Source organism: Vibrio sp. 2033, from assembly GCF_033339735.1.
This window is the reverse complement of the sequence record NZ_JAWOVC010000002.1, coordinates 399,673-424,706: the sequence shown is the minus strand read 5'-3', so window position 1 is coordinate 424,706 and position 25,034 is coordinate 399,673. Positions and strand designations below refer to the sequence as shown.

Below are 25,034 nucleotides of genomic sequence, written 5' to 3'. Positions count from 1 at the left end.
AGGTGAGTGGTGACTTAATTGTCTTTGTACTTTTGTAAAATCAACTGACTTATCTGCGCAACGAGTTGGTCCCTAGCTTGAAGTGAGAGCTCGGTTTCTGTGACATAAATACTAATGTAAACAGGTCGATGATTTTCCTTCCATATAATCGCGTTAATGCCACGCGAACCATGACCTCCCGCACCAGAACGGTCTGCAATAGACCAACCTGTTGGTAATACAGAACGCATTAACGAGTCTGAAACTTTGTTGTCCTGCATCCAGATTTTTAATTGTACACGAGACTCATAAGACAACGTTTCGCCTTCGACCAAAGTTCGAAGAGTGTTTAGTATGGCGTTAGGTGTGGTTGTGTCGCGGCTGTCGCCTGGTGTGGCTTCGTTCAAGCGAGGTTCTATTCTGTCTAGGCGCGTTGCTTTATCTCCAATTGTTCGCAGAAACATTGTTACGGCCTTAGGGCCGCCAATTTCATTTAATACTAAGTTGGCTGCGGTATTATCACTCATTAACATAGCGGCTTCACACGCGTGCTCTATGCGTGTGTTTTGGCCTGCGAGCTTATCCATCACTGGAGACCATACAACGATACTGCGCTCATCGACTTTTGCGGTCGCATTTTTACTTAGCTTACCGCTGTCCATATCACTTAGCATTTTGGCACAAGCTAGGGTTTTGAATGTGCTCATGAGTGGGAAGCGTTCATCGCCACGGTAATCCCAACGCTCGTCTGCTTGGGTATCCCAAACTGACACCCCAATTCTGCTTGAGGTTTGTTGCTCGAGGAGAGAAATGTCCTCATTCAGTTGGGACGCGTAACTTAGGGTTGAGCAAACCATTAGCCCAGCCAACAAAAATAACTTTTTCATGGATCGTGTTCTTCAATTTTAGTTTTAGTTCGCACGGTAGCGATGTCACGTAAACTATAACGAGCCAATACTCTAAACACTGTTAAATCTATGTCTATTTTATGTAGGATTCTTTGCAATACGCTTAAACGGTCTCAATATGGGGAGAAGAGTGTTGCTATCAAGGCCTGTAGTTTGGCTTATATATTACGTCGGTGATTCGGTCACAAAAATATCTTAGCGTGAGACACTGGCTCAGAATTTCTTATCATGAGCTAACGAATAGTTTGATCCAGAAATAAAAGGAGCTGAATCATCAGCTCCTTTGTCTAGTTGGATAATTACTTACAGTTCAATCTTTTTAACCATGCCCGATTCTGCATGGCCTGGAATGTTGCACGCGAACTCAACCTTGTTGTCACCGTGGAAGTGCCACAGTAATTGCTTCGCTTTACCTGGTTCTACCGTAACTGCGTTGCCTGAGTCATGCATGTGATCACCGCTCATTGTCTTCATCATTTCGCGATGTTCTAGCTGCTCTTTAGCCGAACCAATCGTAAACTCGTGGTTGATCTTACCGGTGTTCATGACCACAAATTGCACCACATCGTTTGGCTCAATTTTAACGTCTTTTTTGAACTTAATAGTCATGTCATCACCCAAGATAACGTGTACCACTTTGTCTGGCTTTGCCCCTTTTGCAGGCATACCAACTGCCGACATGCCCGGCATATCCATCATGTTTGAATGGTCCATTTTACTGTGGTCCATCTTCATGCTGCCGTGGTCCATATTTTCATGCTTCATATTGCCATGATCCATTTGGGCAAAGGCAGCCGTTGTAGTTAGGGTTAGAGCAAGAGTGATTAGTGTCTTTTTCATTTTTATATCCTTGTTTTAATTCATTAATAACTTGGTTACTTCCCCTCAAACGGATTGTTTGAGGGGAAGGTAGGGATTACGCCTTGTTGCCAGTGTGAGCTTTGTTGTCGGTGTTTTCGATTTGATTACCAGCTTGCGTACTTGCTTGACTAGGAGTTGAGTTACTTGGGCGCAACTCGCGTTGTTTCCACAGCTTGAAGATGGCTGGAAGTACCAAGAGCGTCAGTAGCAGTGCCGATGCCATACCACCAATCATTGGTGCGGCGATACGTTGCATCACTTCTGACCCTGTACCTTCGCCGTACATGATCGGAATCAGACCAATAATGACCGTTAGTACCGTCATCATTACTGGGCGAACACGTAAGCCTGCACCTTCGCGAATGGCATCGGTTAGGTCTTTCGCCTCAAGCTTCTGTTGGTTCTCTTCCGCATCGAGTTTTTTGTAGTGCCACGCTTGGTTGAGGTAGACGAGCATGATGACCCCAATCTCAACTGCGACACCTGCTAGGGCAATAAAGCCGACCCCGACGGCAATCGAGAAGTTGTAGTTGAGGATATGCATGAGCCACAAACCACCGACCATAGCGAGCGGTAGGGTAAGCATTATGATCATCACTTCACCGACACGACGGAAACTGAAGTAAAGCAGCAGCATAATGATGGCAATGGTGATTGGTACCACGACACTCAAGCGGTCTTTCGCACGCTCCATGTATTCGTATTGACCAGACCAAGCCAGCGAGTAACCCGCAGGAAGTTCCAATTGATCAGCAACAACCTGTTGCGCTTCTACGACGTAAGAGCCAAGGTCACGACCATCGATGTCGACAAATACCCAGCCGTTTGGACGCGCGTTTTCCGTTTTGATCATCGGAGGGCCGTCTTCGTAACGAATGTCCGCTACATCAGCCAGCGCAATACGGGCGCCATTTGGTGTCACTAACGGTAGGTTTTGCAGTTTAACCACTGAATCACGGTAGTCTTGTGGGTAACGAACGTTGATTGGGTAACGCTCCAAGCCTTCGATGGTTTCACCCACATTCATGCCGCCCACCGCAGTGGAGATCACCTGCTGAACGTCTTTGATGCTCAAGCCATAACGCGCTGCGGCACGACGTTTAATGTCGATCGTGACATAACGACCACCTGCTACACGTTCTGCATAAACCGATGCTGTGCCTTGTACGCCGTTAAGAATTGGCTCCAACTGAGAACCGATCTTCTCAATCACTTTCAGATCAGGTCCGGCGATCTTAATGCCGATAGGGGTTTTGATGCCCGTTGCCAACATGTCGATACGCGTTTTGATCGGCATTACCCAAGCGTTAGTAAGACCAGGGAACTGAACCAGCTTATCGAACTCTTTGCGCAGTGACTCGGTTGTTACGCCTTCACGCCATTGATCGCGTGGCTTCAACTGAATCACGGTTTCGATCATGGTGAGTGGCGCTGGATCGGTTGCGGTCTCAGCTCGGCCTATTTTGCCCCATACGGTTTTCACTTCTGGAACGGTTTTGATCAGCTTGTTGGTTTGTTGTAGAAGCTCACGCGCCTTACCAATCGAGATACCCGGATAGGTCGTTGGCATGTACATCAAGTCGCCTTCATCCAGCGGCGGGATGAACTCGCTACCCAGTTTACTGGTTGGGTAGTAAGCCGATGCCATTAGACCTAATGCGATAACAATCATGGTCTTAGGGTATTTTAAGCTGGTGTTCAACAGCGGACGGTACAACGCGACCAAGCCACGGTTAACCGGGTTTTTGTGTTCCGGTAACACCTTACCGCGAATGAAGTAGCCCATAAGAACAGGGACGAGTGTGATCGCCAAACCTGCAGCCGCTGCCATGGCGTAAGTCTTAGTGAATGCAAGCGGCGAGAACATCTTGCCTTCTTGGCCTTCTAAGGCGAACACTGGTACGAAGCTAAGAGTAATGATCAACAACGAGAAGAACAGCGGTGCGCCGACCTCTTCTGCGGCTTTGCCGATTACTTGCCAGCGGTTTTTATCGGTCAGTGGCGTTCGTTCAATGTGCTTGTGAACGTTTTCAATCATCACGATTGCACCATCCACCATGGCACCGATGGCAATCGCAATACCACCCAAAGACATGATGTTGGCATTGATGCCTTGCCAATGCATTACGATAAACGCACTAAGAATACCAACCGGTAGGCTCAGAGCGATAACCAACGAAGAACGAATGTGGAATAGGAACAACGCACACACAATCGCAACGACGATGAACTCTTCTGCAAGCTTCTTCCACAGATTTTCTACCGCTGAATCGATAAGGGTAGAGCGGTCGTAGGTTGCAACAATTTCCACGCCTTCTGGCAGGCTGCGTTGTAGGTCTGCGAGTTTGTCTTTGACTTTTGCAATCACTTCACTGGCGTTTTCACCAAAGCGCATCACGATAACGCCGCCGACCGCTTCACCTTCGCCATTCAGCTCTGAGATACCACGGCGCATTTGTGGGCCAAGGTTAATGTCTGCGATATCACCTAATAGCAACGGCGTGCCTTTCTCGGTGACTTTTAGCGGCAGTGATTTTATGTCTTCAATGCTGGTTAGGTAACCCGTGGTACGAACCATGTGCTCGGCTTCAGCCACTTCGATAACGGACGCGCCGGTTTCTTGGTTGCCGTTTTGGATTGCCATGTTCACTTGTTGCAGAGTGAGGTTGTAAGCACGAAGCTTGGCAGGGTCAATCTGCACTTGATACTGCTTCACCATACCGCCCACGGTCGCAACTTCAGAAACGCCATCAACGGTTTGCAATTCGTACTTCAAGAACCAGTCTTGCAGGCTGCGGAGATCCGCCAAATCATGCTTGCCGGTTTTGTCTTGTAATACGTAGCTGTAAACCCAGCCCACGCCCGTTGCATCAGGACCTAGGGTTGGTTTTGCGTTCGGTGGCAGCTTTGGTGCTACTTGGCTTAAGTACTCCAACACGCGTGAACGTGCCCAGTACATGTCGGTATCATCGTTGAAAATGATATAAACGTAAGAGTCACCAAAGAAAGAGTAGCCACGAACCGTCTCAGCACCCGGCACGGCAAGCATGGCGGTGGTGAGTGGGTAAGTAACTTGATCCTCGACGACTTGAGGAGCCTGACCCGGATAGCTTGTCTTGATGATCACTTGCACATCAGAAAGATCTGGAATCGCATCAACAGGCGTATTCTTTACACTGTAAAGTCCGCCTAATATAAGGGCTAAGGTCGCGACCAACACTAGGAATCGGTTGCTCAGTGACCAACGAATAATAGCATTGATCATAATTAACCCTCGACGGCTGTTGTTACAGGAACTAATTGTTTAAGAACGTAGTCAGATCCTTGTTTTTCAACTAGAAACCGAACTTTCTGTCCTTCTTCAAAACCCGATAGATCAACGTCTTCTCCCACAGAGAAGTTCATCTCACCTGCATCCCAGTTCCATTCTGCAACCGGTAGGTGGTTTAAGGTGATCATGCCAAAATCAGCCATCAGCATGCTAATGTCACCAGTTAGCCAAACTTCTGCTGCAATGACGCTGTTGTCTGCCTTATAGTCAACGATTTGGTACTGACCGGACTCCGTCTTTTGCATTTCAAATTCGATAGCCTGACCTTTTTTCAAGTCACCCATTTCAACGCCATCTGCGAAAGTGAAGTTCATTACCATGCCCGGCCAATCCCATTCTGGTACAGGCTGGTGGTTGATGGTCAGCATGCGGTGATCTTTCATTACGTCTGTGATCTCACCTTTGGCCCATGCTGTTTCCGCCGCTGCTTCTACACCATTGATGCGAGACAGATCCGCCGACTGGCTTGATTCAGAGTCGAGCATGAAGTGAGATGAAGCAACGATCTTATCGCCTTGTTTAAGTCCTTGTAATACTTCGATTTGTTCGCCAGCTTCACGGCCAACTTCAATTCGAGCAGAGCGGTATTTGCCATCACCTTCCGCCAGAACAACGCGAGTCATACCGCCAGAGCGGATAACAGATGATTTGGGAATCGTTAATACTGCGTCGTCAGTGACAGGCTGCAAGGCAATATTGGCGAACATGTTTGGCTTCAATGCGCCATCTGGGTTAGGGAATTTAAGACGCACACGCAACGTACGTGTTTTCGGATCGAGGATTGGGTACACGTAATCGACAACGCCTTGCCATTCATTGCCCGGAATCGCGTCAAGGGTCATCGTGGCTTGAGAACCTGCTTTCATCCAGTGTGCTTGACGCTCAAAGACTTCCGCATCAACCCAAACATTGTCCAAAGGACCTGCACTGATCACCGCTTGAGCAGGGGACAAATAGCCACCTTCACGCACGTTTAAGCTCGCGATAACGCCATCAGCAGGCGCTTTGATTTCAATGGTTTGCGATGCTTTACCACTACGAGTAATGGATTTGATTTGAGCACGGTCAACCCCAAGCGTTACCAAGCGTTCGGTCGCGCCTTTTACCAGACCTTTGCGGCCAGTGCGGTACGCATTCAGCAATTCTTCTTGTGCTTTAACCAGTTCAGGAGAGTAGAGCGTGAACAGCACATCGCCTTTCTTCACTTTCTCACCCACGGCATTGATGGAGAGTTTTTCTACCCAACCCGCCACACGAACGTTGGTTTGCCATAACAGACTTTCATCAAAGGCAATATAGCCAACCGTTTCGATGCGTGGTGATAGCTGTTGCAGTGTCGCGTTTGCGGTTTTAACCCCGAGGTTATTTTCTACTGAAGGGTCGATAGTCACAGTACCCAGTGCGTCTTGTTCACCGGATAGATCTTCTGCGTAAACCGGAATCAAATCCATGCCCATTGGGGATTTACCCGGCTTGTCGCGTTTGTAGTTCGGATCCATTGGGGCAACCCAGTAAAGCGGATCATTAGAGCTTGCAGCAGATTCGCCACCCATCGCACTCATGTCGTGAGCCGAGCCCGTAAGAAAATGATTAGCGCCAAACCCTAAAGCACCACCAACAATCAGCGCGATGGTTGCAATCTTAAATGTTTTCATTGTTTTACCTTATTTTCCCCTTCACATTTGACGCTACAGCGTTGTTGCCTGCTCTCGTTCACCCAAATCACATAGAAGATCCCTTAGTTTGTTAGGGAAAGTGCTCATGGGATTCTCTCGTTTGCCGCCTAGCTGTAGCCCCAACTGTCTTGGGGAATCACAAATTAATATGTCGAAATAGAGCGAGCTTCTGGTGAAGCGACTTGGTAGTCGAAACCACCGAGTAGGGTGGCTAAATTGCTGTTTGCGATGTTGAGATCGGTCAGCAGACGTTGTTGCTCTAATTGCAGAGCCAACTCGTCAGTAGTGGCAGAAATCACATCGTTAAACTGCGCTGTGTTGTTTTGATAACCCCGCTCAACGGCTTGAATGCGCGCTTTCGCTTGAGGCAATAAGGTGGATTGATAACGTTCTAAGCGTTGGGTTAAGTTGCCGCGATCAACCAGCAAAGTGTTCACCTTGGCATTCATCTGCGTTAGTAAGGTGTCTTTTTGCGATTGTGCCGCGCCAACTTGGTATTGAGCGGCCGCAAGATTGCGATCTTGGCGGTCACCCGTAAACAACGGAATGTCCATGGTTAGGTAAGCGCTGACTAAGTCTGATGCTGGCTCACCCATCATGTTGTCGGCTTGGCGGTAGGCGTACATTACTTCGACGCCAAATTGTGGGTTGTAGGCTTGCTCAGCAATTTCCACCTGAGTTTTATTGGCAGAAATACTGACGTCGGCCATCTTAACCATCGGGTGTTGGCTGAGTTGCTGATAATGCTTGGTGGAACCCTGACTAGCAGCAAGTTTGCTGTTCAGAGTGTCCCAATTAAGTTGATTGCTCGCGTGCAGAGCCCGTTCGTTTGCCAACCAATCTGACCCCAACCATTCGGAGAGTTGAGAGATAAGACGACGTTGCATTTGTGCGTTGGCTTGCAGTTTCTCATCCAACTTGCTGACTTGAAGTTGGGCGTTAAGCAGATCTTGCGCTTCACTCTTACCAATCGAATAGTTGGTTTGAATAAAGCTTTCCATCTCCTTCATCAACTTGCGGTTCTCAAGCATGATTTGCTCAGCGCGTTGCTGGTAACCAAGTTCTAACCAAAGTTGAGTCATGCTGTTGGCTACCTCAAGCTCACGAGCATGCACTTGAAGACCAAGGCCGTCGGCTTGTTGATTGGCTTTCTTCTGCTGTAAATCAAGCGTAGAGCCACGCTCAAACTGTTGCATTAAACCAACGGAGATGTTGGTCATTGGGTCTTCATCGAATTTGAAGCTGTCGACAGGCAAGCCACCAAAACCCACTTTCAGTTTTGGGTCCATCAAGGTTGCACTTGCGACGCCCGTTTCACGCATGGCAGCAGATTGCGCTGAGTATTGCTTACGATTGCCATCGTTACTCAAAGCGACGTTGATCAGTTGGGCAAGCTTGGTCGTTGAAGCTCGCTCACTTGATGCGGAATTTTGTGCTGCGTGCGTCTCTTTACCAGCGGCGTTAACCAAGGTTGGCGCAGCGACCAGAGCCACCATAAAAATAGGTGCAGCTAAGCGGTATGGTTTGATATCCATAATCTAAATCCAGTGTTCGCCGGATCGATGGAGGTGCGGATTTTATTGCGGGAACAGTAAAGCCTTGTTACCTCATCGTTCAGGCGCATTAAAACAACCTGCGATACACGCGCAGGGTCGAATGCTAGGACGGATTTAGGCTATAGGAGGTCGGTACAGGTCGCGACTGACGTCTACGACTGGGGAAGCAACTTCAGGAGTAATGGTTGCGCGATAGACGACGGGCATTGGGCTATTGATAGGATTCGGTAGGGGGACGAAAACTATCGTACACGCGGCAGTACAGCAGGTATGAACCATGCCAGAGCCTCCACCACAGTTCATGCTGGTTTCTCTTGCATCGCCATCTTCGGACATAGAAGCGTCAGTCATGGAGACGTCCATCATGCCAGGCATACCGCAGTGTTCGCTGTCACTCATCATAGAAGGATGGTGAGCCATGCCAGTAGACATCATTTGAATATTCATCAACGGCTCACTGTTCGCCACACTAGATACCAATAGTACTAGCGTCGTGAAGAGAGTTAACCAGATTGTATGCAGCGATTTTAAGTGCATACCCTTTCCCATGTGTTTGATGAAAATGATGAAAACCCTTCGATTCTAAAGGTTAACCTAAGGGTAAGGTCAATCATTTATTACTCTTATTATCAAAATAGTCCAACCCTACAGTTTTCGCACTTTCGAGGGAGTAAAACGTTTGTTAAACACCGAGTGTTGAAAGTTAGCGAAAGAAGCCCTCGCTTTTTATGACACGTGAAAAATGTGGTTTATAAGTTTTACATCACACTAACTTGTCTTACAAATGATTATCCTTATAGAATGCATGGTTTTACTTGTGCAGATTTGGATTTGCTTTGCTGCGGGGGTTGCATGATAGAAATTGTCATCGATGGAAAATATAGAATTGTAGAAGAGGGTCTAACCCTTTTAGAAGCAGCAAAAGTGTGTGGGGTCGAGATCCCATCGCTGTGCGGAATGAACAAAAGTAATGAAAAAGTACCGTGTGACTTGTGTGTAGTTGAAGTCGAAAGTGGCGGTACTAAGCGTGCGTGTGAACTCGAAGTTTACCGCGGCCTTAATGTGGTCACGCAATCAGAACAATTAAGCGAGCACCGCAGAAAAGCACTCAACCGCATCATGACGGACCATTACGCCGATTGTGAAGCGCCATGTAAAACCGCGTGTCCTGCGGGCGTGGATATCCAGTCGTACCTTTATCACATCGCACAGAACGATCATCAAAAAGCAATTGAAGTGATTAAGCGTACACTTCCTATGCCACTATCGATTGGTCGCGTATGCCCGGCATTTTGTGAGAGCGAATGTCGCCGCTCGTTAGTCGATGAGCCTATTGCAATTCGTCAGCTAAAACGTCATGCCGCGGATGCGGATTTGTCTGCGCATGAAGCCTACGTACCAGAAAAGAAACCAAGTAAAGGTTTGAACATTGCCGTCGTCGGCAGTGGTCCTGGTGGTCTAACGGCTGGCTACTACCTATCGAACGAAGGCTATGACGTTACGGTCTTTGAATCCATGCCAAAAGCAGGTGGTTGGTTGCGTTATGGCATTCCAGAATACCGTTTACCAAAAGACATTCTCGATAAAGAAATCGAACTGATGTGCCGTAATGGCATGCAAGTTAACACCAATCAAAAGCTGGGTGTGGATTTCACGCTTTCTCAATTGAGCGAAGAATACGACGCAGTGTGTTTGGCGGTCGGCGCGTCTCAAGCGGTCGAAATGCATTACACAGGCAGTGACCTTGAAGGTTGCTACTTAGGCGTTGATTACCTAAAAGATTACGTTACCGAGCAAAACTATGTAACGGGTCAGAAAGTTGCGGTGATTGGTGGTGGTAACACGGCAATTGACTGTGCTCGTACTGCGCGTCGTGCTGGTGCAGACACCACGTTGATTTATCGTCGTACCCGTGACGAAATGCCGGCGGAAGACTACGAGATTGTCGAAGCGGAACACGAAGGGGTGAAATTCCACTTCTTGACCAACCCTGCAGAAAACCTTGCCGATGAAACCGGACGCGTGAGTGCGATTCGTCTAGAGCGCATGGCGTTGGGTGATCCGGATGCATCTGGTCGTCGAAGCCCTAAACCAACCGGCGAGTTCTTTACCGAAGAGTTCGACACCGTGATTGCGGCAGTATCGCAAAAGCCAGATCTGAGCTTCCTCGAAGGCGAAGATTTGTCGATTCCGCTTACGCGCTGGAACACCTCTGATGCAGATGAAAAGACCATGCACACCGGCACGGGTAACATCTTCAGTATTGGTGATTTCCGCCGTGGTCCAGCAACGGCAGTTGAAGCCGTGGGTGATGGTCGCGTTGCGGCAAAAGCCATTGACCTGTTTTTGAATGGCGATATGGCGGATATGCCAAAGGCGGCGTTCAACTCGCGTAAAGAGAAGAAACTCTCTCAAGTCGATCCGCTTCACTTCGAGAACATCCAAAAAGTCGCTCGCTCTATCATGCCTGAGCTGACTCCAGCACAACGCGAGCAAAGCTTCGCTGAAGTGGAGTTGGGCTTTGATAACGAAGAAGCGATGAAGGAAGCGGCGCGCTGTCTAGAATGTGGCTGTCAGGCAAATACTGATTGTGCGCTGCGTGATTACTCCACCGAATATGAAGCTGAGCAAAGCTTTGACTTCTCCTTGCAGATTAAATCACACCAAGATTGGTTAGATCTTCGTGCGAAAGACTTGCGTCATAAGTACGAAGTTGACCGCAGCTCTGAGTTTATTGAGTTTGATGCCAACCGCTGTATTAGCTGTGGTCAGTGCATCCAAGCGTGTCGTGACAAAGCCGTGCACGGCGTACTGAACTTTGTGTGCGACAAACAAGGTCGTCCTGCATTACGTCCTGACGATCGTCCACATTTTGGAAGTAACAAGAATGGCTTAGCCTTGATGGGCGATTCGAACTGCGTGCAATGTGGCGCGTGTGTTCAAGTGTGTCCAACGGGCGCGATGGTCGATAGTCGTGACCGTTCGCAAGGTCGTACTGAAGATCTGAAAGCGGTCGACACCATTTGTACATACTGTGGTGTGGGTTGTAAGTTGACTATGTTCGTGGACGAAGCAACCAATACTATTCGTTACGTGAAAGGCGGTGACTCGCCGGTGAACCAAGGCATGTTGTGTGTGAAAGGGCGCTTTGGTTTTGATTTCATTGGCAGTGAAGAGCGTCTTACCACGCCATTGATCCGTAAAGACGGTTGGCTGCAACCTGCAAGCTGGGAAGAGGCGATTCAACTGATTGCGAGCAAGTTCTCTGGCATCAAGCAAGATTTTGGCAGCAACGCATTAGCGGGCTTCTCTTCAGCGAAAACCACCAACGAAGACAACTACGCGTTCCAAAAATTTGTCCGTCGTGAACTGGGCACTAACAACGTCGACCACTGTGCGCGTTTGTGTCACGCATCGAGTGTAACCGGCCTTGAAGCGTCACTGGGTAGTGGTGCAATGACCAATGACATCCCAAGTATTAAGCACTCGGATGTGATCTTTATTATTGGTTCGGATACCACATCAGCACACCCGATCATCGCTTCACATATCAAACAAGCCATTCGTCACCACGGCGCTCGTTTGATTGTGGCTGACCCGAAACGTGTCGATATGGCAGAGCATGCAGAGCTGTATATGGCGCACCGTCCGGGTACGGATGTGATGCTCCTGAACGGCGTCATGCAGCAGATCATCAAGAACGGTTGGTACGATCAAGAGTACATCGAAGAACGTGTCGACGGCTTTGATACCTTGTTGCAAGAGGTGATGTCGCCAGCTTACAACCTCGATAAAGTGGAATTGGTTACGGGCGTAAAAGCCGAAGACATTCAAGCAATGGCGCGCATGATCGGTACGGCAGATCGTACAGCTGTGTACTACTCGATGGGTATTACTCAGCACACGACAGGTCATGACAACGTGCGTTCTATCGCTAACCTGCAATTACTGTGTGGCAACATCGGTATTGAAGGTGGTGGTATCAATCCGCTGCGTGGTCAATCAAACGTGCAAGGCGCGTGTGATATGGGGGCTTTGCCAAACAGTTTCCCAGGCTACCAAAAGGTATACAACCCAATTGTGCGTCAGAAGTTTGCGATTGAATGGAACGCACCAAATCTGCCTTCTGAGCAAGGTCTAACCCTGACAGAAATCATTGATGCGGCTTGCCATCGTGACGTTCGTGGTATGTACATCATGGGTGAGAACCCAGTGTTGAGTGACCCGAACCAAGCGCATGTGATTGAAGGTTTAGAAGCGCTCGATTTCTTGGTGGTTCAAGACATCTTCCTAACGGAAACTGCGCAATACGCGGATGTGGTTCTGCCTTCTTGCTCATTTGCAGAGAAAGCGGGTCACTTCACCAATACGGAGCGTCGTGTTCAGCGCGTGAATCCGGTTGTCACGGCGCCGGGTGAAGCGAAAGAAGATTGGTGGATTATCCAAGAGATCGCCAATGCCATGGGTAGTGATTGGGATTACCACTGCGTGTCTGATATCACTAATGAAATCGCACGAGTGACACCTCAATACGCGGGTCTTCGTTGGGATGCCATTACGCCAAACGGTGTGCAATGGCCGAGCAACAAGAACAACCCTGCGGGTACTCGCATCATGCACCAAACCCAGTTTACTCGTGGTAAAGGGCAAATGGTGGGCGTACCGTTCCGTTATGCGGCTGAGCTGCCAGATGAAGAGTACCCACTTGTGTTAACGACGGGTCGCGTACTTGAGCAGTTCCACACTGGCACCATGACGCGTAAGACCAAAGGGTTGGATAACCTTGCTGGCCCTCGCGCGATGGTGAGCGTGGAAGACGCAGAAGCGCTAGGCATCAGTAATGGTCAGCGTTTGACGGTGTCTACACGTCGCGGCAGCATTGAGATTGATGCCTTTGTGACTAAGCGTATTCAAAAAGGTGTGGTGTTCATTCCATTCCACTTTGTTGAATCGCCGGTGAACCGTTTAACGACAACGGCGACTGACCCGCATGCGAAGATCCCTGAGTTCAAGGTCGCTGCGGTTAAAGTGGAAGTGAGCGAGAAAACAACGCAGACAGAGTCTCTCGAAGATAGTTACCAACACGTTTAAATTCGGTGAGTCACATTGTTGTGGTCACTGACAATTTGAGCCTAGTTGATGGGCGGATAATCTAATCTTGATTTCCGCTCTCACTATATTCACTCGGATTGTCTTTTTCTTCCAACTCCTTTTACTTTTCTGTTATCACCGCGCTCCGGTTAGTTTTCCTTTCTTACTTCTTACTTCTTACTTCTTACTTCTTACTTCTTGCTGTCTCTGCGGCGTATTTTTTGTTCAAGCCCATGATGAGAGTTCAATAAAGTTTGTTGTTGAGCTTGTCATAGAATTGACTGTCTCTGACTGTCCTCTGTTATTTGGGCAAGTTCTATAACCTAAACTTTGCTCGCTTCCTATACTGAATTAACGAAGCAAGATTTTTATAACAACAAGAGGAAGCTTGTATGACAAGAACAACCTCATTTGCACTCGTTTTATTACTTATGTGCGCATACTTTGGTTACAACCGTTATTATGTTTACCCCCAGCAGTTGGAAACACAGGCGAAGTCCATGCTAATACAAATGGCAAATCGCGAAGAGTGGGTCGATGTGTTTGAGATGATGAATCGCGTAGATGCGCACAAGGGCCATTTGGAACTTGTTGCTGACGTGACATCCTCTGATGGTCAGCGTGCGTACAGTGAAGGTATTATCACGTACACGGATCGCGAAGGCGTTGTCTGTAAACAGGTAGTGTTCAACTTTAAAATAAACTCTTTGAAAAACTACAATATTTCCGATTTACGAGATTGTTCCTACGGTGAGTACTATTAATATTGTCTGAGAGTTGAGCTCGATAGCACAGTGTATAAATACAGAAACAAAAAATAGCCCTTCGTTGGGGCTATTTTTGTTTTTAAGGAATGAACGCAATATCGTGGGATTAGTCGAGTGATTTTTTGAAGCGAAATGAAGCGACAATAAGGCCGATAACGGTGAATCCAAGTAACCAAACTGTATCTCGCCATAGCTCCATTAAGTCTGCACCGCGCAGCACCACACCACGAATAATGCGCATAAAGTGAGTGGCTGGTAGGGCTTCTGATATCCATTGTGCCGCGACGGGCATTCCTTCATAAGGGAACATAAATCCTGACAGAAGAATCGACGGCAAAAGAATAAACACCGTCATTTGCATTGCTTGAAGCTGTGTCGTCGCAATGGTGGATATCACCAAACCTAAGGTTAAACTCGCGGCGATAAACAACAGCGTGCCAAACAGTATCTGACTAATGGCGCCGTTTATCGGCACACCAAATATCCAGTGCCCCAAGCCTAAAATGATAAACACTTGTATCAGACCAACAAAGATGTAGGGAATGATCTTCGCCACCATGAGTTCGATGGAGTGGATTGGCGTAGTAATCAATAACTCCAAATTGCCTCGTTCCCGTTCCCGAACAATGGCCGCACTGGTGAACAAGATCATCGTCATAGTCAGAATCACGCCCAATAGACCGGGGACAATGTTCACCGCCGAGCGCCGACTCGGGTTGTAATACAGCGCAACTTCAAAGGTTTTGGTTGGAGCAGGGCGTATCTCAAAATCAAAATCTGTTAACGGCATGGTTTGCAGTGAGAGAATCGCAGAACTGATCATGGTGTCTGAACCATCTACAATCCACTGCCCAAGCTCTCGCCCTTGCACCATACGTTGGGTTAAGTCGCTAGGCAGAATTAAAGCCGCTCGCACCAAACCGTCTTGAATGGCTTGCTCGGCTTCAGAAGCGGTAGCGAAGGTTTCGACCACATCGACCACTTGTGTGACTTTGACGGATTCGGTAATCACGCGCCCGGCAGTACTGCCACTTTGATCGACGACGCCAACGGGAATGTTGCGAATATCCGTATTAATGGCAAAGCCGAACAGCAAAAGCTGAATCAACGGGATCATCACGACCATGCCAAAGGTAATTCGGTCACGTGAAAGCTGACGGATCTCTTTGATCATCACCGCTTTCATACGGGCAATAGATTTCATCATTGGCGACCTTCTCCCGTCACGCTGATAAACACATCTTCCAAGCTCGGGCGAGCAATGTTCATCTCGCAGCCCTCAAGCTCAGGAAAGGTCTGGGTTAACCATTCGATCGGTTGTTCGATGTGCTGGTGGATCAAAATGCGTAAGCGAATGCCTAGTTGTGCGGCAGAACGGACCTCTTCACGCTGAATGACTTTCTCTTTTAGCTCGCGTAAATTATCCGCTTTGACTTCGACGATGTTAACGCCCATTTGCGCCATGAGTTCTTCTGGCTCACCATCGGCGCGGATTTCGCCCGATTCCATAATCGCCAGACGATGACAGCGTTCGGCTTCGTCCATGTAGTGCGTAGTGACCAAAATCGTCGTGCCTTGGTCAGAGAGGTCAAACAACTGCTCCCAGAAATCGCGTCGGTTCTCTGGGTCAACCGCAGACGTGGGTTCATCGAGAAACAACAGTTCGGGTTTATGCATGGTGGCTGCGGCGAGAGATAAGCGTTGTTTCTGGCCGCCGCTCATTCCGCCGACGCGCTGTTTACGCAGTTGGTCGAGACCGTAGGTGGCTAGTTGTTCTCCGATGCGAGCTTTCAGGGCCTTGGTTTCCATTCCAAAGATTTGTCCAATAAACTCAAGATTCTCTTGAACCGTCAGGTCATCGTAGAAGGAGAACTTTTGCGTCATGTAGCCTATCTTGAGGCGCAGAAGCTCAGATTGTTTTGGGATCTCTAACCCGAGTACATCAACATTGCCTTCACTTGGGCTAAGCAATCCCGTCAACACTCGAATGGTTGTCGATTTACCGCAGCCGTTAGGGCCAAGAAAACCATAGATACTGCCTTTAGGCACATTAAGCGTGATGTTGTTGATGGCGGTGAAGTCACCAAACTTCTTCACTACATTTTCAGCTTGAATCGCGAATTCGGTCATTGGCTTACTCCACCAAATCCACTTGCGCTGGTATACCTGAAGGCAAGGATTTTGCTGAGTCTTGAAGGTCGACTTCTGCTAGGTACATCAAACGCGAGCGTTCTTCCTCGGTAAGCGCGAAATAAGGCGTGAATGAAGGCTCAGTCGCTACCCAACGAACGGTGCCGCTATATGGTTGCTCAACGCCATCTACATGCACGTTAACCGTTTTACCCGGCACAAAGTTGACTCGATAATTGGCAGGAACATAAACACGGGCGTATGGGACGCGGCTCGCTTGAATTACGGCAACAATGCCATTCACCGGAACGCGTTCACCAAGGTTAAACGGTAGGTTATCTAGCAAGCCATCTCGCGTGGCCGTGATGGTGAGTTCTGCCAGTTTCTGTTCTTGTAGTGCTACATCGGCTTTTGCAACCATGAGTGCGGCTTTCGCTTGTTCAATATCTTCAGGACGAGAGCCAGCGGTCAGTTTGCTGAACTCTTCTTGTGAGGAGTCTAGCTCTGCACGGGCAGAATCTCTGGCTGCTAAAGCGGTGTCTTTTTCTGATTGGCTGATGAGTTTTTTACGAACTAACTCCGCTTTACGTTGGTAGTTCTTTTGCGCTTCAATCAATTGAGCTTCCGCTCTGGCAACGCGAGCTTGCGCTGCGGCAATGTCTTCTGGTCGCTCACCATTGGTCAATTTCAAAAGATAGGCGTCAGCCTTGGCTTGTTCGGCAACGGCGTGAGCTAAAACGGCTTCTTGGTTCTTTGTATCGAGCTGAACCAGCACTTCTCCTTCGGTGACTTGGCTGCCTTCCTTAATGGGTAGGGCACGAATTATCTCGCTAGAGGTGGCAGTGAAGGTTACGCGGTCACGTTCTAGTGTACCAAGGGCTTGCTGTCCGTCATCTTTGGAACAGGCAGTTACAAGAGTCAGGGCTAGGGTGCCAAGAATGATTCGCTTCATCATGCGACGCTTCCTCTAAGAAGGTGAGCTCGAACTCGTATCAAGCTATAGAAGAGTATGGGACTGCATTCAGTGTAACGTGAGTCAGTTTTGTCCGGCTAGGAAGTTAATTCCTTCAATATTCATCAATTGATTAATTGTTGAAGCTGGCTTGATCCTGCGGAAGCCGTGCTTTACTTGGCTCTTTTAAGTTGATTACATGAATATCATTTAAACAAAAATCTTGCCTTTCATGTAGAGCACGCCGTCGCCAGATACTCTTACTTGTTCGCCAGTAACTTCACAGTGCAAAATGCCTCCGCGCTGAGAAGCTTGGTAAGCAATCAGAGATGTTTTGCCTAACTCCTCTGCCCAGAACGGTGCTAATCCAGCGTGAATCGAGCCGGTTACGGGGTCTTCGTCGCCACCATTTGCAGGCCAAAAGTAACGCGATACAAAGTCTTGTTGATCGCCTTTCGCAGTAACGACCACATCGTAAGGAGCGAGTGTCTTGAGGTGTTCGGAACGGTATTGAACCTCAAGTACTTCCTGCTGGCTGTCGACCACCACGAAATACGCTTGAGGGCTAAGCAGTACGCGTTCTACATCGCAACTTAGGCCATCAATCAATGCCGAGGGAATATCAGAAACGGCTTTTGGAGGACGAGCAGGGAACGTCATCTCGATCTTACCTTGCGCATTCTTCTCTACGGTGAGGGTTCCTACTTCCAGAGTATGAAATTCAATCGTGCCATTAATGCCAAACTCATCAAACAGCACTAACGAAGAGGCCAGTGTTGCGTGTCCACAGAAATCGATTTCAGTAATCGGAGAGAACCAACGAATCTCATATCGGTTTGCGCCAATGGATTTTAGAAAAGCCGTTTCCGACAAGTTGTTTTCTGTCGCGATATTTTGCATCAATTCTGGGGCTAGCCATTCCTCTAACGGTACGACCGCTGCTGAGTTGCCTTTGAATTGCGTATCGGTGAAGGCGTCCACCACGTAGATATCCAATTCCATTTTCCTTCCTTGTTCCGTGAGCGATTAATTAGCATAAACCAAGTGCAATTAAGAGAGTAAGAAATTTGTGTTAGAATCTTAAAGTGTCAAAATTATAGATTATTTTGTGTTTTTTGATACTTACTGACAAGGATTCGGACTGCTGGGTACTTACACTAGTGTTGAATTCATTGAAAGGAAGAAAAACATGAAAGCGATCTACAAATCAGTTTTGGCATTGAGTGTTTTTGCGGTCGGTTCTGCCCATGCATTTGAACTCGTGAGTAGAGATATTCAAGAAGGCCACCCGATGGCGAAGACATTTGAATACTCTGGTTGGGGATGTGATGGCGGGAATCAATCACCACAATTGATGTGGAAAGAAGCTCCAAAGGGCACAAAAAGTTTTGCGATCACCGTGTATGACCCCGACGCGCCAACAGGCAGTGGTTTTTGGCATTGGATAGCGTTTAATATTCCATCCACCGTTAGCGAACTGCCTCGAGGCATTGATATGAACAAGTTAGGCGGCAAAGAATCTCGTATTGACTACGGCACAACGGGGTTCGGCGGCGCGTGTCCTCCAAAGAATGATGGGATGCATCGTTACCAGTTTACGGTGTGGGCATTGCCAACTGAAGAACTGAATTTGGATGAAAACACGCCACCAGCCATTGTAGGGTTTACTTTGAATAGTGTTGCTTTGGGTAAAGCGACATTAACCACGACTTACACGCGATAATTGAATATAAGGGGAGAGAATGGGTCACCAATATCAGGTTACGCTGTTTCGTGCGGAGCAGCAGCAGAAGCTTCGTAATGTCAGGATTCACTCCCCAAGCCTTATTCAGATTGTTAAGGGGAGTAAACATCTTTTCTGGAAAGATGGAGTACTCGACATCCATCATCCAAATATCATGCTTTGTGAAGCAAATGCATCCCTAAATTTTGAAAATCTTCCTCTACAAGGGCGATTTCTTTCTCGAATGTTCAGTTTTCACTGTGTGCCTAGCGATGAAATGTTGGAGCTAAGCATGAGCAACGCATTAGGAAACTATGTACCCGTTGTTGAGACAGATAAAGCATTGCAAGCGACGTTAAATGCTTTGTTTTCGTTTGAGCGGGAAAGCTTAAGTGAAGCGACACAACGCTATTGGATTATGGGCCTATATCAGCAGCTAGCTGAGAGAGGGTTATTGCATCGGTTGTTCTCGAGTTCACATATCTCTTTTAGTCAGAAACTTAGTCGTTACTTATCGCGCTCTCCAGGGGAGGAGCATCCATTAGATATGGTCGCGGGGCACTTTGCTATGAGCCGAGCAACATTGATACGCAAACTGAAACAAGAAGGTACTCAGTATCGCGAAGTATTGGCAGAAGTCCGCTTAAATCACGCACTTTACTTGATGCAAAATGGCTCGTATAACGTTGCGCTGCTCGCACAGTTGTGTGGTTATCAGTCAGAGGGGCGTTTTAGCCAACGCTTTAAAAGTAAGTTCGGCCTAACGCCCAGTGAGTATATTAAAACGGTGGTGAGTTAATGTTTTACCGCTTTTTTATTTTTTGTGCTTTTTAGGTTAACCATAATATTTGGTTTTCATTCGCAATGCTACGTTCACCAAAGCAATCAATACAGGCACTTCGATCAGTGGACCAATGACACCAGCAAAAGCTTGGTCTGAGTTTAGGCCAAACACCGCGATAGAAACCGCAATAGCCAATTCAAAGTTGTTGCCTGTTGCTGTGAAGGCAATCGACGCATTTTTGTCGTAGTCGATGCCCATTTTCTTACCAACGAAGAAGCTGACAAAGAACATCAACACAAAGTAGATAGCCAGTGGAATTGCTACACGGAATACATCCATTGGCAGTTCAAGAATCATCTCACCTTTTAAGCTGAACATCAGTACGATGGTCGCAAGTAGGGCGATAAGGGTAATTGGTGAAATGCGTGGGATGAACACGTCGTTGTACCATTGCTCACCTTTCGCAGCGACCAGCCATTTACGGCTTAGGAAGCCCGCTAGGAATGGGATACCAAGGTAAATCAGAACGCTTTCCGCGATGTCCATCATCGAGATATCAACCACGAAACCTTCGTAACCAAAGACTGGTGGCAACACAGTGATGAATAACCATGCCATCACACTGTAAGTCACGATTTGGAAAGCGCTGTTTAGTGCAACTAGGGCTGCACCGTATTCTTTGTTACCGCCACCGATATCGTTCCATACCAATACCATGGCAATACAACGAGCAAGACCAATCAGAATGATACCAACCATGTAACCCGGATGATCACCTAGGAAAGTCAATGCAAGGATGAACATCAAAATAGGGCCGACAATCCAGTTCATGACCAAAGACAGCGTGATCGCTTTTTTATCTTTCGTCACTGTGCCTAGCAAGTTGTAGTTCACCTTTGCGAGTGGCGGGTACATCATCAAAATCAAACCAATCGCTAGCGGTACGTTTGTGCTACCAACTGACATTGACTCGTTCCACTCAGCAACTTGAGGGAATGCTGCGCCAATACCTACACCGATTGCCATTGCCACAAAAATCCACACCGTTAGGTAACGGTCCAAGAAGCTCATTTTGTCGCTGGCACTATTTAAAACTTGAGTAGTCATAGTGTTCTCTTATTCGTTTATCGTCGAAAGGCGATAGTTAAAGGTATAGTTTATCTCTGCACGCCTGAACAGCGTGCAAAGGGCATTAATCAAATAACTTGGAAAATCCTAGATTGAACTGATCAAACGCGTCGCGTTGAATGCGGTAACACACCTTAGGTGGGTTTGGCTCGGCGCTGATAAAGCCTGCTTGCTTTAGAATACGCAAGTGCTCGGAAACAGTAGATTGCGCAAGACCCAGTTCAGAAACCAAATCACTGTTCAAACAACCGCCCATGGTATCGAGCGTGTGCAGGATATGCAGAATGCGCAAACGTGCTGGATGCGACAAAGCTTTTGCTTGCGCTGCTAGAGTTTGTTCTTTCTCGAGCTGTTGTTGCGTTGTCTGAAAAACGACTTCGCACGTGTCCTTGCACTTATCACTCATTCGCTGGCCTTAATAGTTAATCGTCGAATTGCGATAAAGTGTACGCCTGCTCTGTGGAAGATGCAACAAATCGATGAAAAAATTAATCGTGAAATAACGATGGATAAAAAGTTGAAAAAATATATCTTTTAAAAACAGTGATATAATTAAAAATTAAGTAGGTTACTAAAAGTTAACTAATTGCACTATATTTCTAGGTTACCATAATAAACCACATCCGACGCACAATGGTTACTGCGTCATCTTGTGAACTTATTTAAAGGTAATCCCATGAGCAACGTACTGATCATCAATGCACACGAACCATCACCATATTCAGAAGGTCGTCTAAATGCTTCTCTTGTCGACAAAGCACAGACGCTTCTGCAAGCAAAAGGCCATGAGGTTCGCGTTGTGACAATGCAAGATGAGATCAACGTAGATGAGCAACTCGCACACTTTGAGTGGGCTGATCGCGTGATCATCCAAAGCCCAATCAACTGGATGTCTGTGCCTTGGTCATTCAAAAAATACATGGACGACGTGTTTACTGCGGGTATGGGCGGCGCACTATGTGCATTCGATGGCCGTAGCGCAGAAGAACCAAAGAAAAACTATGGTACAGGCGGCACTCAAACCAACAGCAAATACATGCTGTCACTGACATTCAACGCGCCAGAAGAATCGTTTGATGATGAGAGCGAATACCTATTCCAAGGTAAAGGCGTGGACGATTTGATGTTCCACATGCACGCTAACTTCCGCTTCTTTGGTATGTCAGCACTGCCTACATTCGCTTGTTACGACGTGATGAAGAACGCAGATATCGAAAACGATTTTGTTCGTTTCGAAGCTCACATTAACGAAAACTTCTAATCCTTTTAGAAAGATAGTGCGAACTGAATGATGAATTGAGATGGACTGCTACATGCGGTCCATTTTTATTTGTTTGCGGCGAGGTGACGTTTTTATTACTCTAAAGCACTAAATGTATCTAGCTTACTTTTCGTTACCTAGATTAGGTGCGTATCTTGAGGTGTATTGTGGAAAGCAGAATCAGTGTAGATAGCAAAGGTCGTAAGTCAGTGGCGAACGTATGTGCGGAGCCATGTGCTATCGAGAAAGGGATGCGTCTAATTGGTGGTAAATGGAAAGGTTCTCTGATTTATCATTTGAAAGACGGCCCAGTTCGTTTCAATGACTTAGCACGCATGCTAGGCGGTGCAAGTAAAAAGATGATCGACCAACGCCTGAAAGAGTTAGAAGCGGAAGGTATGGTGGTGCGCAAAGTGATCAGCGACCGCCCAATTGCAGTCAGCTATGAACTAACAGAGTTCGGCCGTACCGCACTTAAGATTCTTGATGATTTGCGAATTTGGTCTGAAAAGCATCAAATTGAGCTTCGTTAAGACCAAAGTAGTTAATCGCAAACGTCACTCTCTTTTGAAAGCTGATTAACAATACATCGCCGTTTATACCCAAGTAACTTAGATGTACTTCATTCAAATCGTAATTTGTTTCGTAAAACAACGTACTCTTTCGAGTCAGGCATATCGAAGCTACTTGAGCATAATCGTACTTTTTAAGTTTTTGATTTTTAGTTATTATTTTATCATACTTAGTAAGTTGTAGAATAAATCACTCACTTCAGTTGAATTTAAAAAAGCACTATTTAATTCCAGTTTCTTTTCAAAATCGGAATATTTATCGAATTCCTCTTTCTCAACTAAACCTATTGGTGAGTTGTCGTTAACGTGGCTTTCATATTTTTTGATGGTATATAATTTAGACTTTTCGTCAAAATATTGAATTATCTTAATGTTAACGTCAGGTCTCTCCGTATTATACGTGATCGTAATTTTTTCATAATCTTTATTAATCGGAGTCGTAAGCCCTGTAGGGTAGATGATTTTAAACCCATTAATGTCATTCTTCTTCGTGCTTTTATAATGTTTTGAGTATGAAAAGTTTTCAATTGCACTTTTAGTGACGATAATTGACTCACCTTTCTTTAAACCGTATTCGGTGCATTCATAATCGTCAACAACCGTAGAATTTCTCTTCTTTTCAATCAGGTAGGACATGGTTGCAGATGTCCCTCCGTGTTCCAGTTTTTGTTGGTTTACAGAACAATAGAAATGACCTTTGTCCACCGTCATTGCGTTGACTTGTTCCGGATTTGAAATGGTGGGATGTATATCTTTTGCTGGATCGTTGTCGCTTCCTCCTGAACCGCATCCAACTAATCCGATACAAACGGCCATATAAAGCAAAGAGATTTTATTCATACTGTATTTCTCAATTAAGATGTGTGATTGCAAATAACGATTAATTACACTTTTATAAAGTGAAGTGTTTTTTATTTTAATTGAACGGTGTTTTATTGATAATTTAATCGTTTGCTTTTATTTTGTCTCTTACGGTATCTATGTTTTCATTTATGGTATGAATTATTAGATTTGCACAATTGTGAGTTGCAATAGGATAATAATCGCTAGCCAACTACTTGTGTAGGTACCGTTATGATTTATATATCCGTTAAGTCTAAGTTTTTAGTCTTAATTTCATGTATTTATCGTGAAAGTGACTTAGAAGTAAATAACTAACGTTGTTTGAGGGGAGCCTGGGCTTCACTGATCTTGTTTTTCATCAAGGCGTTGTATAATGAACAAGGACTCTATTTCCAACTTGTTGATACATATCAGATCTCACGGATCTGATATGTATTCCAAGTTATTCTCACTAAGGCAAGAATCCTAGCTTATTTAAGGATAGAAAGTTTACTTGGGTGTAGAAGATATTAGTAATCCAATGTGCCACGGATAGGGTAGTTATTGTTTGGATCGCGAATCCATGCCAATCCGCGTGATAGTGCGCCAAGCTCAGGGCGAACAAACGGGTTGTTTGAAATATCCACCACGTGTAAGTCGCCGTGTTCATTCACCACAAACAGACCTGGTTCTGCGAAATTATGATCGGTTTCCTGTTCAGATCGAGGAATAGATACATACAAGCCTAGCGTTTTCATTTGTTCTTCGGTCAGGCCGTAAGCGATAGGGAAGCTGATTTCGAGTTTCTCTAGATGCCCCTCTAGCTGTGCTTTTGAATCGCCAGAAACGGCAAGAATATCGACGCCAGCATCAGCGAAAGCCTGTTTGTAACTCTCAAGCTCGTTGAGGTACTTAGTACAAAGAGGGCAGTGTTTACCACGATAAACGAATACTGCTTGCCAAGTCGCATCACCTTGCGGCTGACCCAACGTTACGCTTGAACCATCTAGCAAAGTGGCTTGAAGATGAGGGAAGCTGTCGCCCGCTTTAAGTTTCACTGAAGTTGCCATATTGACTCCCGAATTGGTGGTGTATATCCATGAATGCCCCTTTCTCAACAAAGCGATTGGGGGATGAGACTTCAATGTAAACTCTGTTTTTCGGTGTTTCAACTAGTTAACTTTTAGTAACCACAAAAACTGCAATGGAGCTTTAAGGTGTAATCTGACTTAGCTTAGGGTGATAAACTACTAGCTTACCTGTTACCTTCAAAACGAGTTAGGTTTAAAGGCAAACCTTCTCATAAAACAATGAGTTTAGAGCCTTAAGGAATGACGATAAGTTAGCGGTTATCATTGAATTAAATGTTGAAGTTGGAGAGGTGCGGAGGAATAGGCATTTAAATCTATTGATTTAGGTAAAGTGTTACACCTTATCTACGTGGAAGTTATACGATTGAAATTACCTTTAATTTTCGATGGAAAGGACAAAAA

At 46.5% G+C, this 25,034-nt stretch carries 20 protein-coding genes; 6 read left to right on the top strand and 14 right to left on the bottom strand.

Annotation, left to right across the window (positions count from 1 at the left end; translation table 11 throughout):
• Positions 1-14: 14 nt before the first annotated feature.
• The 6 genes from R7P74_RS05135 to R7P74_RS05110 all read right to left on the bottom strand — a co-directional run bounded on the left by R7P74_RS05135 (position 15) and on the right by R7P74_RS05110 (position 8,848).
• The gene (locus R7P74_RS05135) at positions 15-866 is read right to left on the bottom strand and encodes a carbenicillin-hydrolyzing class A beta-lactamase CARB-42 (RefSeq protein ID WP_005375420.1); all 852 of its coding nucleotides are present in this window, start codon (positions 864-866) and stop codon (positions 15-17) included.
• Positions 867-1,190: 324 nt separating this feature from the next.
• Positions 1,191-1,727: a copper-resistant cuproprotein CopI gene (copI, locus tag R7P74_RS05130; protein WP_172563892.1), complete on the bottom strand. Its 537-nt coding sequence runs from the start codon at positions 1,725-1,727 to the stop codon at positions 1,191-1,193.
• A gap of 76 nt (positions 1,728-1,803) precedes the next feature.
• Complete coding sequence (locus R7P74_RS05125; protein WP_318122720.1) at positions 1,804-5,013, bottom strand: efflux RND transporter permease subunit; 3,210 nt, start codon at positions 5,011-5,013, stop codon at positions 1,804-1,806.
• Positions 5,014-5,015: 2 nt separating this feature from the next.
• Positions 5,016-6,734, bottom strand: a complete 1,719-nt coding sequence (locus R7P74_RS05120) for an efflux RND transporter periplasmic adaptor subunit (RefSeq protein ID WP_318122719.1) — start codon at positions 6,732-6,734, stop codon at positions 5,016-5,018.
• Positions 6,735-6,898: 164 nt separating this feature from the next.
• Complete coding sequence (locus R7P74_RS05115; protein ID WP_262579604.1) at positions 6,899-8,290, bottom strand: TolC family protein; 1,392 nt, start codon at positions 8,288-8,290, stop codon at positions 6,899-6,901.
• Positions 8,291-8,425: 135 nt separating this feature from the next.
• Complete coding sequence (locus tag R7P74_RS05110; protein WP_318122718.1) at positions 8,426-8,848, bottom strand: hypothetical protein; 423 nt, start codon at positions 8,846-8,848, stop codon at positions 8,426-8,428.
• A 315-nt stretch (positions 8,849-9,163) separates the two neighbouring features.
• Here R7P74_RS05110 and fdhF point away from each other — a divergent pair, with 315 nt between their 5' ends.
• Complete coding sequence (gene fdhF, locus R7P74_RS05105) at positions 9,164-13,402, top strand: formate dehydrogenase subunit alpha (RefSeq protein WP_213968302.1); 4,239 nt, start codon at positions 9,164-9,166, stop codon at positions 13,400-13,402.
• A gap of 392 nt (positions 13,403-13,794) precedes the next feature.
• Positions 13,795-14,166: a hypothetical protein gene (locus tag R7P74_RS05100; RefSeq protein ID WP_005375433.1), complete on the top strand. Its 372-nt coding sequence runs from the start codon at positions 13,795-13,797 to the stop codon at positions 14,164-14,166.
• 109 nt (positions 14,167-14,275) lie between these two features.
• Here R7P74_RS05100 and R7P74_RS05095 read toward each other — a convergent pair whose 3' ends face one another.
• The 4 genes from R7P74_RS05095 to R7P74_RS05080 all read right to left on the bottom strand — a co-directional run bounded on the left by R7P74_RS05095 (position 14,276) and on the right by R7P74_RS05080 (position 18,253).
• On the bottom strand, positions 14,276-15,373 hold the full coding sequence (locus R7P74_RS05095) for an ABC transporter permease (protein WP_017635233.1): 1,098 nt from the start codon (positions 15,371-15,373) through the stop codon (positions 14,276-14,278).
• A complete protein-coding gene (locus R7P74_RS05090) occupies positions 15,373-16,299 on the bottom strand; it encodes an ABC transporter ATP-binding protein (RefSeq protein WP_262596933.1) in 927 nt (308 codons plus the stop codon). Before R7P74_RS05090 ends, R7P74_RS05095 begins: the two co-directional genes overlap by 1 nt.
• 4 nt (positions 16,300-16,303) lie before the next feature.
• The gene (locus R7P74_RS05085; RefSeq protein ID WP_372060962.1) at positions 16,304-17,254 is read right to left on the bottom strand and encodes an HlyD family secretion protein; all 951 of its coding nucleotides are present in this window, start codon (positions 17,252-17,254) and stop codon (positions 16,304-16,306) included.
• Positions 17,255-17,461: 207 nt separating this feature from the next.
• A complete protein-coding gene (locus tag R7P74_RS05080; RefSeq protein WP_213968304.1) occupies positions 17,462-18,253 on the bottom strand; it encodes a PhzF family phenazine biosynthesis protein in 792 nt (263 codons plus the stop codon).
• Positions 18,254-18,440: 187 nt separating this feature from the next.
• Here R7P74_RS05080 and R7P74_RS05075 point away from each other — a divergent pair, with 187 nt between their 5' ends.
• Complete coding sequence (locus R7P74_RS05075) at positions 18,441-18,974, top strand: YbhB/YbcL family Raf kinase inhibitor-like protein (protein WP_005375444.1); 534 nt, start codon at positions 18,441-18,443, stop codon at positions 18,972-18,974.
• A 19-nt stretch (positions 18,975-18,993) separates the two neighbouring features.
• On the top strand, positions 18,994-19,773 hold the full coding sequence (locus tag R7P74_RS05070; protein WP_005375447.1) for a helix-turn-helix domain-containing protein: 780 nt from the start codon (positions 18,994-18,996) through the stop codon (positions 19,771-19,773).
• A gap of 36 nt (positions 19,774-19,809) precedes the next feature.
• On the opposite strand, the gene arsB is transcribed toward R7P74_RS05070, so the two are convergent.
• Positions 19,810-20,865, bottom strand: coding sequence for an ACR3 family arsenite efflux transporter (gene arsB / locus R7P74_RS05065; RefSeq protein ID WP_005375449.1), 1,056 nt, complete (start codon positions 20,863-20,865; stop codon positions 19,810-19,812).
• An 85-nt stretch (positions 20,866-20,950) separates the two neighbouring features.
• Positions 20,951-21,292, bottom strand: coding sequence for an ArsR/SmtB family transcription factor (locus R7P74_RS05060; protein WP_005375451.1), 342 nt, complete (start codon positions 21,290-21,292; stop codon positions 20,951-20,953).
• Between the two features lie 270 nt (positions 21,293-21,562).
• On the opposite strand from R7P74_RS05060, the gene R7P74_RS05055 reads away from it, so the two are divergent.
• Together R7P74_RS05055 and R7P74_RS05050 are read left to right on the top strand one after the other, a co-directional pair.
• A complete protein-coding gene (locus tag R7P74_RS05055; RefSeq protein ID WP_017635228.1) occupies positions 21,563-22,147 on the top strand; it encodes an NAD(P)H-dependent oxidoreductase in 585 nt (194 codons plus the stop codon).
• 167 nt (positions 22,148-22,314) lie between these two features.
• A complete protein-coding gene (locus tag R7P74_RS05050; protein WP_005375456.1) occupies positions 22,315-22,680 on the top strand; it encodes a winged helix-turn-helix transcriptional regulator in 366 nt (121 codons plus the stop codon).
• A gap of 195 nt (positions 22,681-22,875) precedes the next feature.
• On the opposite strand, the gene R7P74_RS05045 is transcribed toward R7P74_RS05050, so the two are convergent.
• Positions 22,876-23,559, bottom strand: a complete 684-nt coding sequence (locus R7P74_RS05045; protein WP_138939625.1) for a hypothetical protein — start codon at positions 23,557-23,559, stop codon at positions 22,876-22,878.
• A gap of 512 nt (positions 23,560-24,071) precedes the next feature.
• Complete coding sequence (locus R7P74_RS05040) at positions 24,072-24,611, bottom strand: redoxin domain-containing protein (RefSeq protein WP_005385152.1); 540 nt, start codon at positions 24,609-24,611, stop codon at positions 24,072-24,074.
• Between the last annotated feature and the right edge of the window lie 423 nt (positions 24,612-25,034).

Coding starts and splice junctions, on each gene's coding strand:
- R7P74_RS05045 (WP_138939625.1), bottom strand. CDS start 23,559: ATGAATAAAATCTCTTTGCTTTATATGGCCGTTTGTATCGGATTAGTT.
- R7P74_RS05135 (WP_005375420.1), bottom strand. CDS start 866: ATGAAAAAGTTATTTTTGTTGGCTGGGCTAATGGTTTGCTCAACCCTA.
- R7P74_RS05040 (WP_005385152.1), bottom strand. CDS start 24,611: ATGGCAACTTCAGTGAAACTTAAAGCGGGCGACAGCTTCCCTCATCTT.
- R7P74_RS05055 (WP_017635228.1), top strand. CDS start 21,563: ATGAGCAACGTACTGATCATCAATGCACACGAACCATCACCATATTCA.
- R7P74_RS05070 (WP_005375447.1), top strand. CDS start 18,994: ATGGGTCACCAATATCAGGTTACGCTGTTTCGTGCGGAGCAGCAGCAG.
- R7P74_RS05110 (WP_318122718.1), bottom strand. CDS start 8,848: ATGCACTTAAAATCGCTGCATACAATCTGGTTAACTCTCTTCACGACG.
- R7P74_RS05085 (WP_372060962.1), bottom strand. CDS start 17,254: ATGATGAAGCGAATCATTCTTGGCACCCTAGCCCTGACTCTTGTAACT.
- R7P74_RS05060 (WP_005375451.1), bottom strand. CDS start 21,292: ATGAGTGATAAGTGCAAGGACACGTGCGAAGTCGTTTTTCAGACAACG.
- R7P74_RS05075 (WP_005375444.1), top strand. CDS start 18,441: ATGAAAGCGATCTACAAATCAGTTTTGGCATTGAGTGTTTTTGCGGTC.
- R7P74_RS05100 (WP_005375433.1), top strand. CDS start 13,795: ATGACAAGAACAACCTCATTTGCACTCGTTTTATTACTTATGTGCGCA.
- R7P74_RS05115 (WP_262579604.1), bottom strand. CDS start 8,290: ATGGATATCAAACCATACCGCTTAGCTGCACCTATTTTTATGGTGGCT.
- R7P74_RS05090 (WP_262596933.1), bottom strand. CDS start 16,299: ATGACCGAATTCGCGATTCAAGCTGAAAATGTAGTGAAGAAGTTTGGT.
- R7P74_RS05095 (WP_017635233.1), bottom strand. CDS start 15,373: ATGAAATCTATTGCCCGTATGAAAGCGGTGATGATCAAAGAGATCCGT.
- fdhF (WP_213968302.1), top strand. CDS start 9,164: ATGATAGAAATTGTCATCGATGGAAAATATAGAATTGTAGAAGAGGGT.
- copI (WP_172563892.1), bottom strand. CDS start 1,727: ATGAAAAAGACACTAATCACTCTTGCTCTAACCCTAACTACAACGGCT.
- R7P74_RS05125 (WP_318122720.1), bottom strand. CDS start 5,013: ATGATCAATGCTATTATTCGTTGGTCACTGAGCAACCGATTCCTAGTG.
- R7P74_RS05120 (WP_318122719.1), bottom strand. CDS start 6,734: ATGAAAACATTTAAGATTGCAACCATCGCGCTGATTGTTGGTGGTGCT.
- R7P74_RS05080 (WP_213968304.1), bottom strand. CDS start 18,253: ATGGAATTGGATATCTACGTGGTGGACGCCTTCACCGATACGCAATTC.
- arsB (WP_005375449.1), bottom strand. CDS start 20,865: ATGACTACTCAAGTTTTAAATAGTGCCAGCGACAAAATGAGCTTCTTG.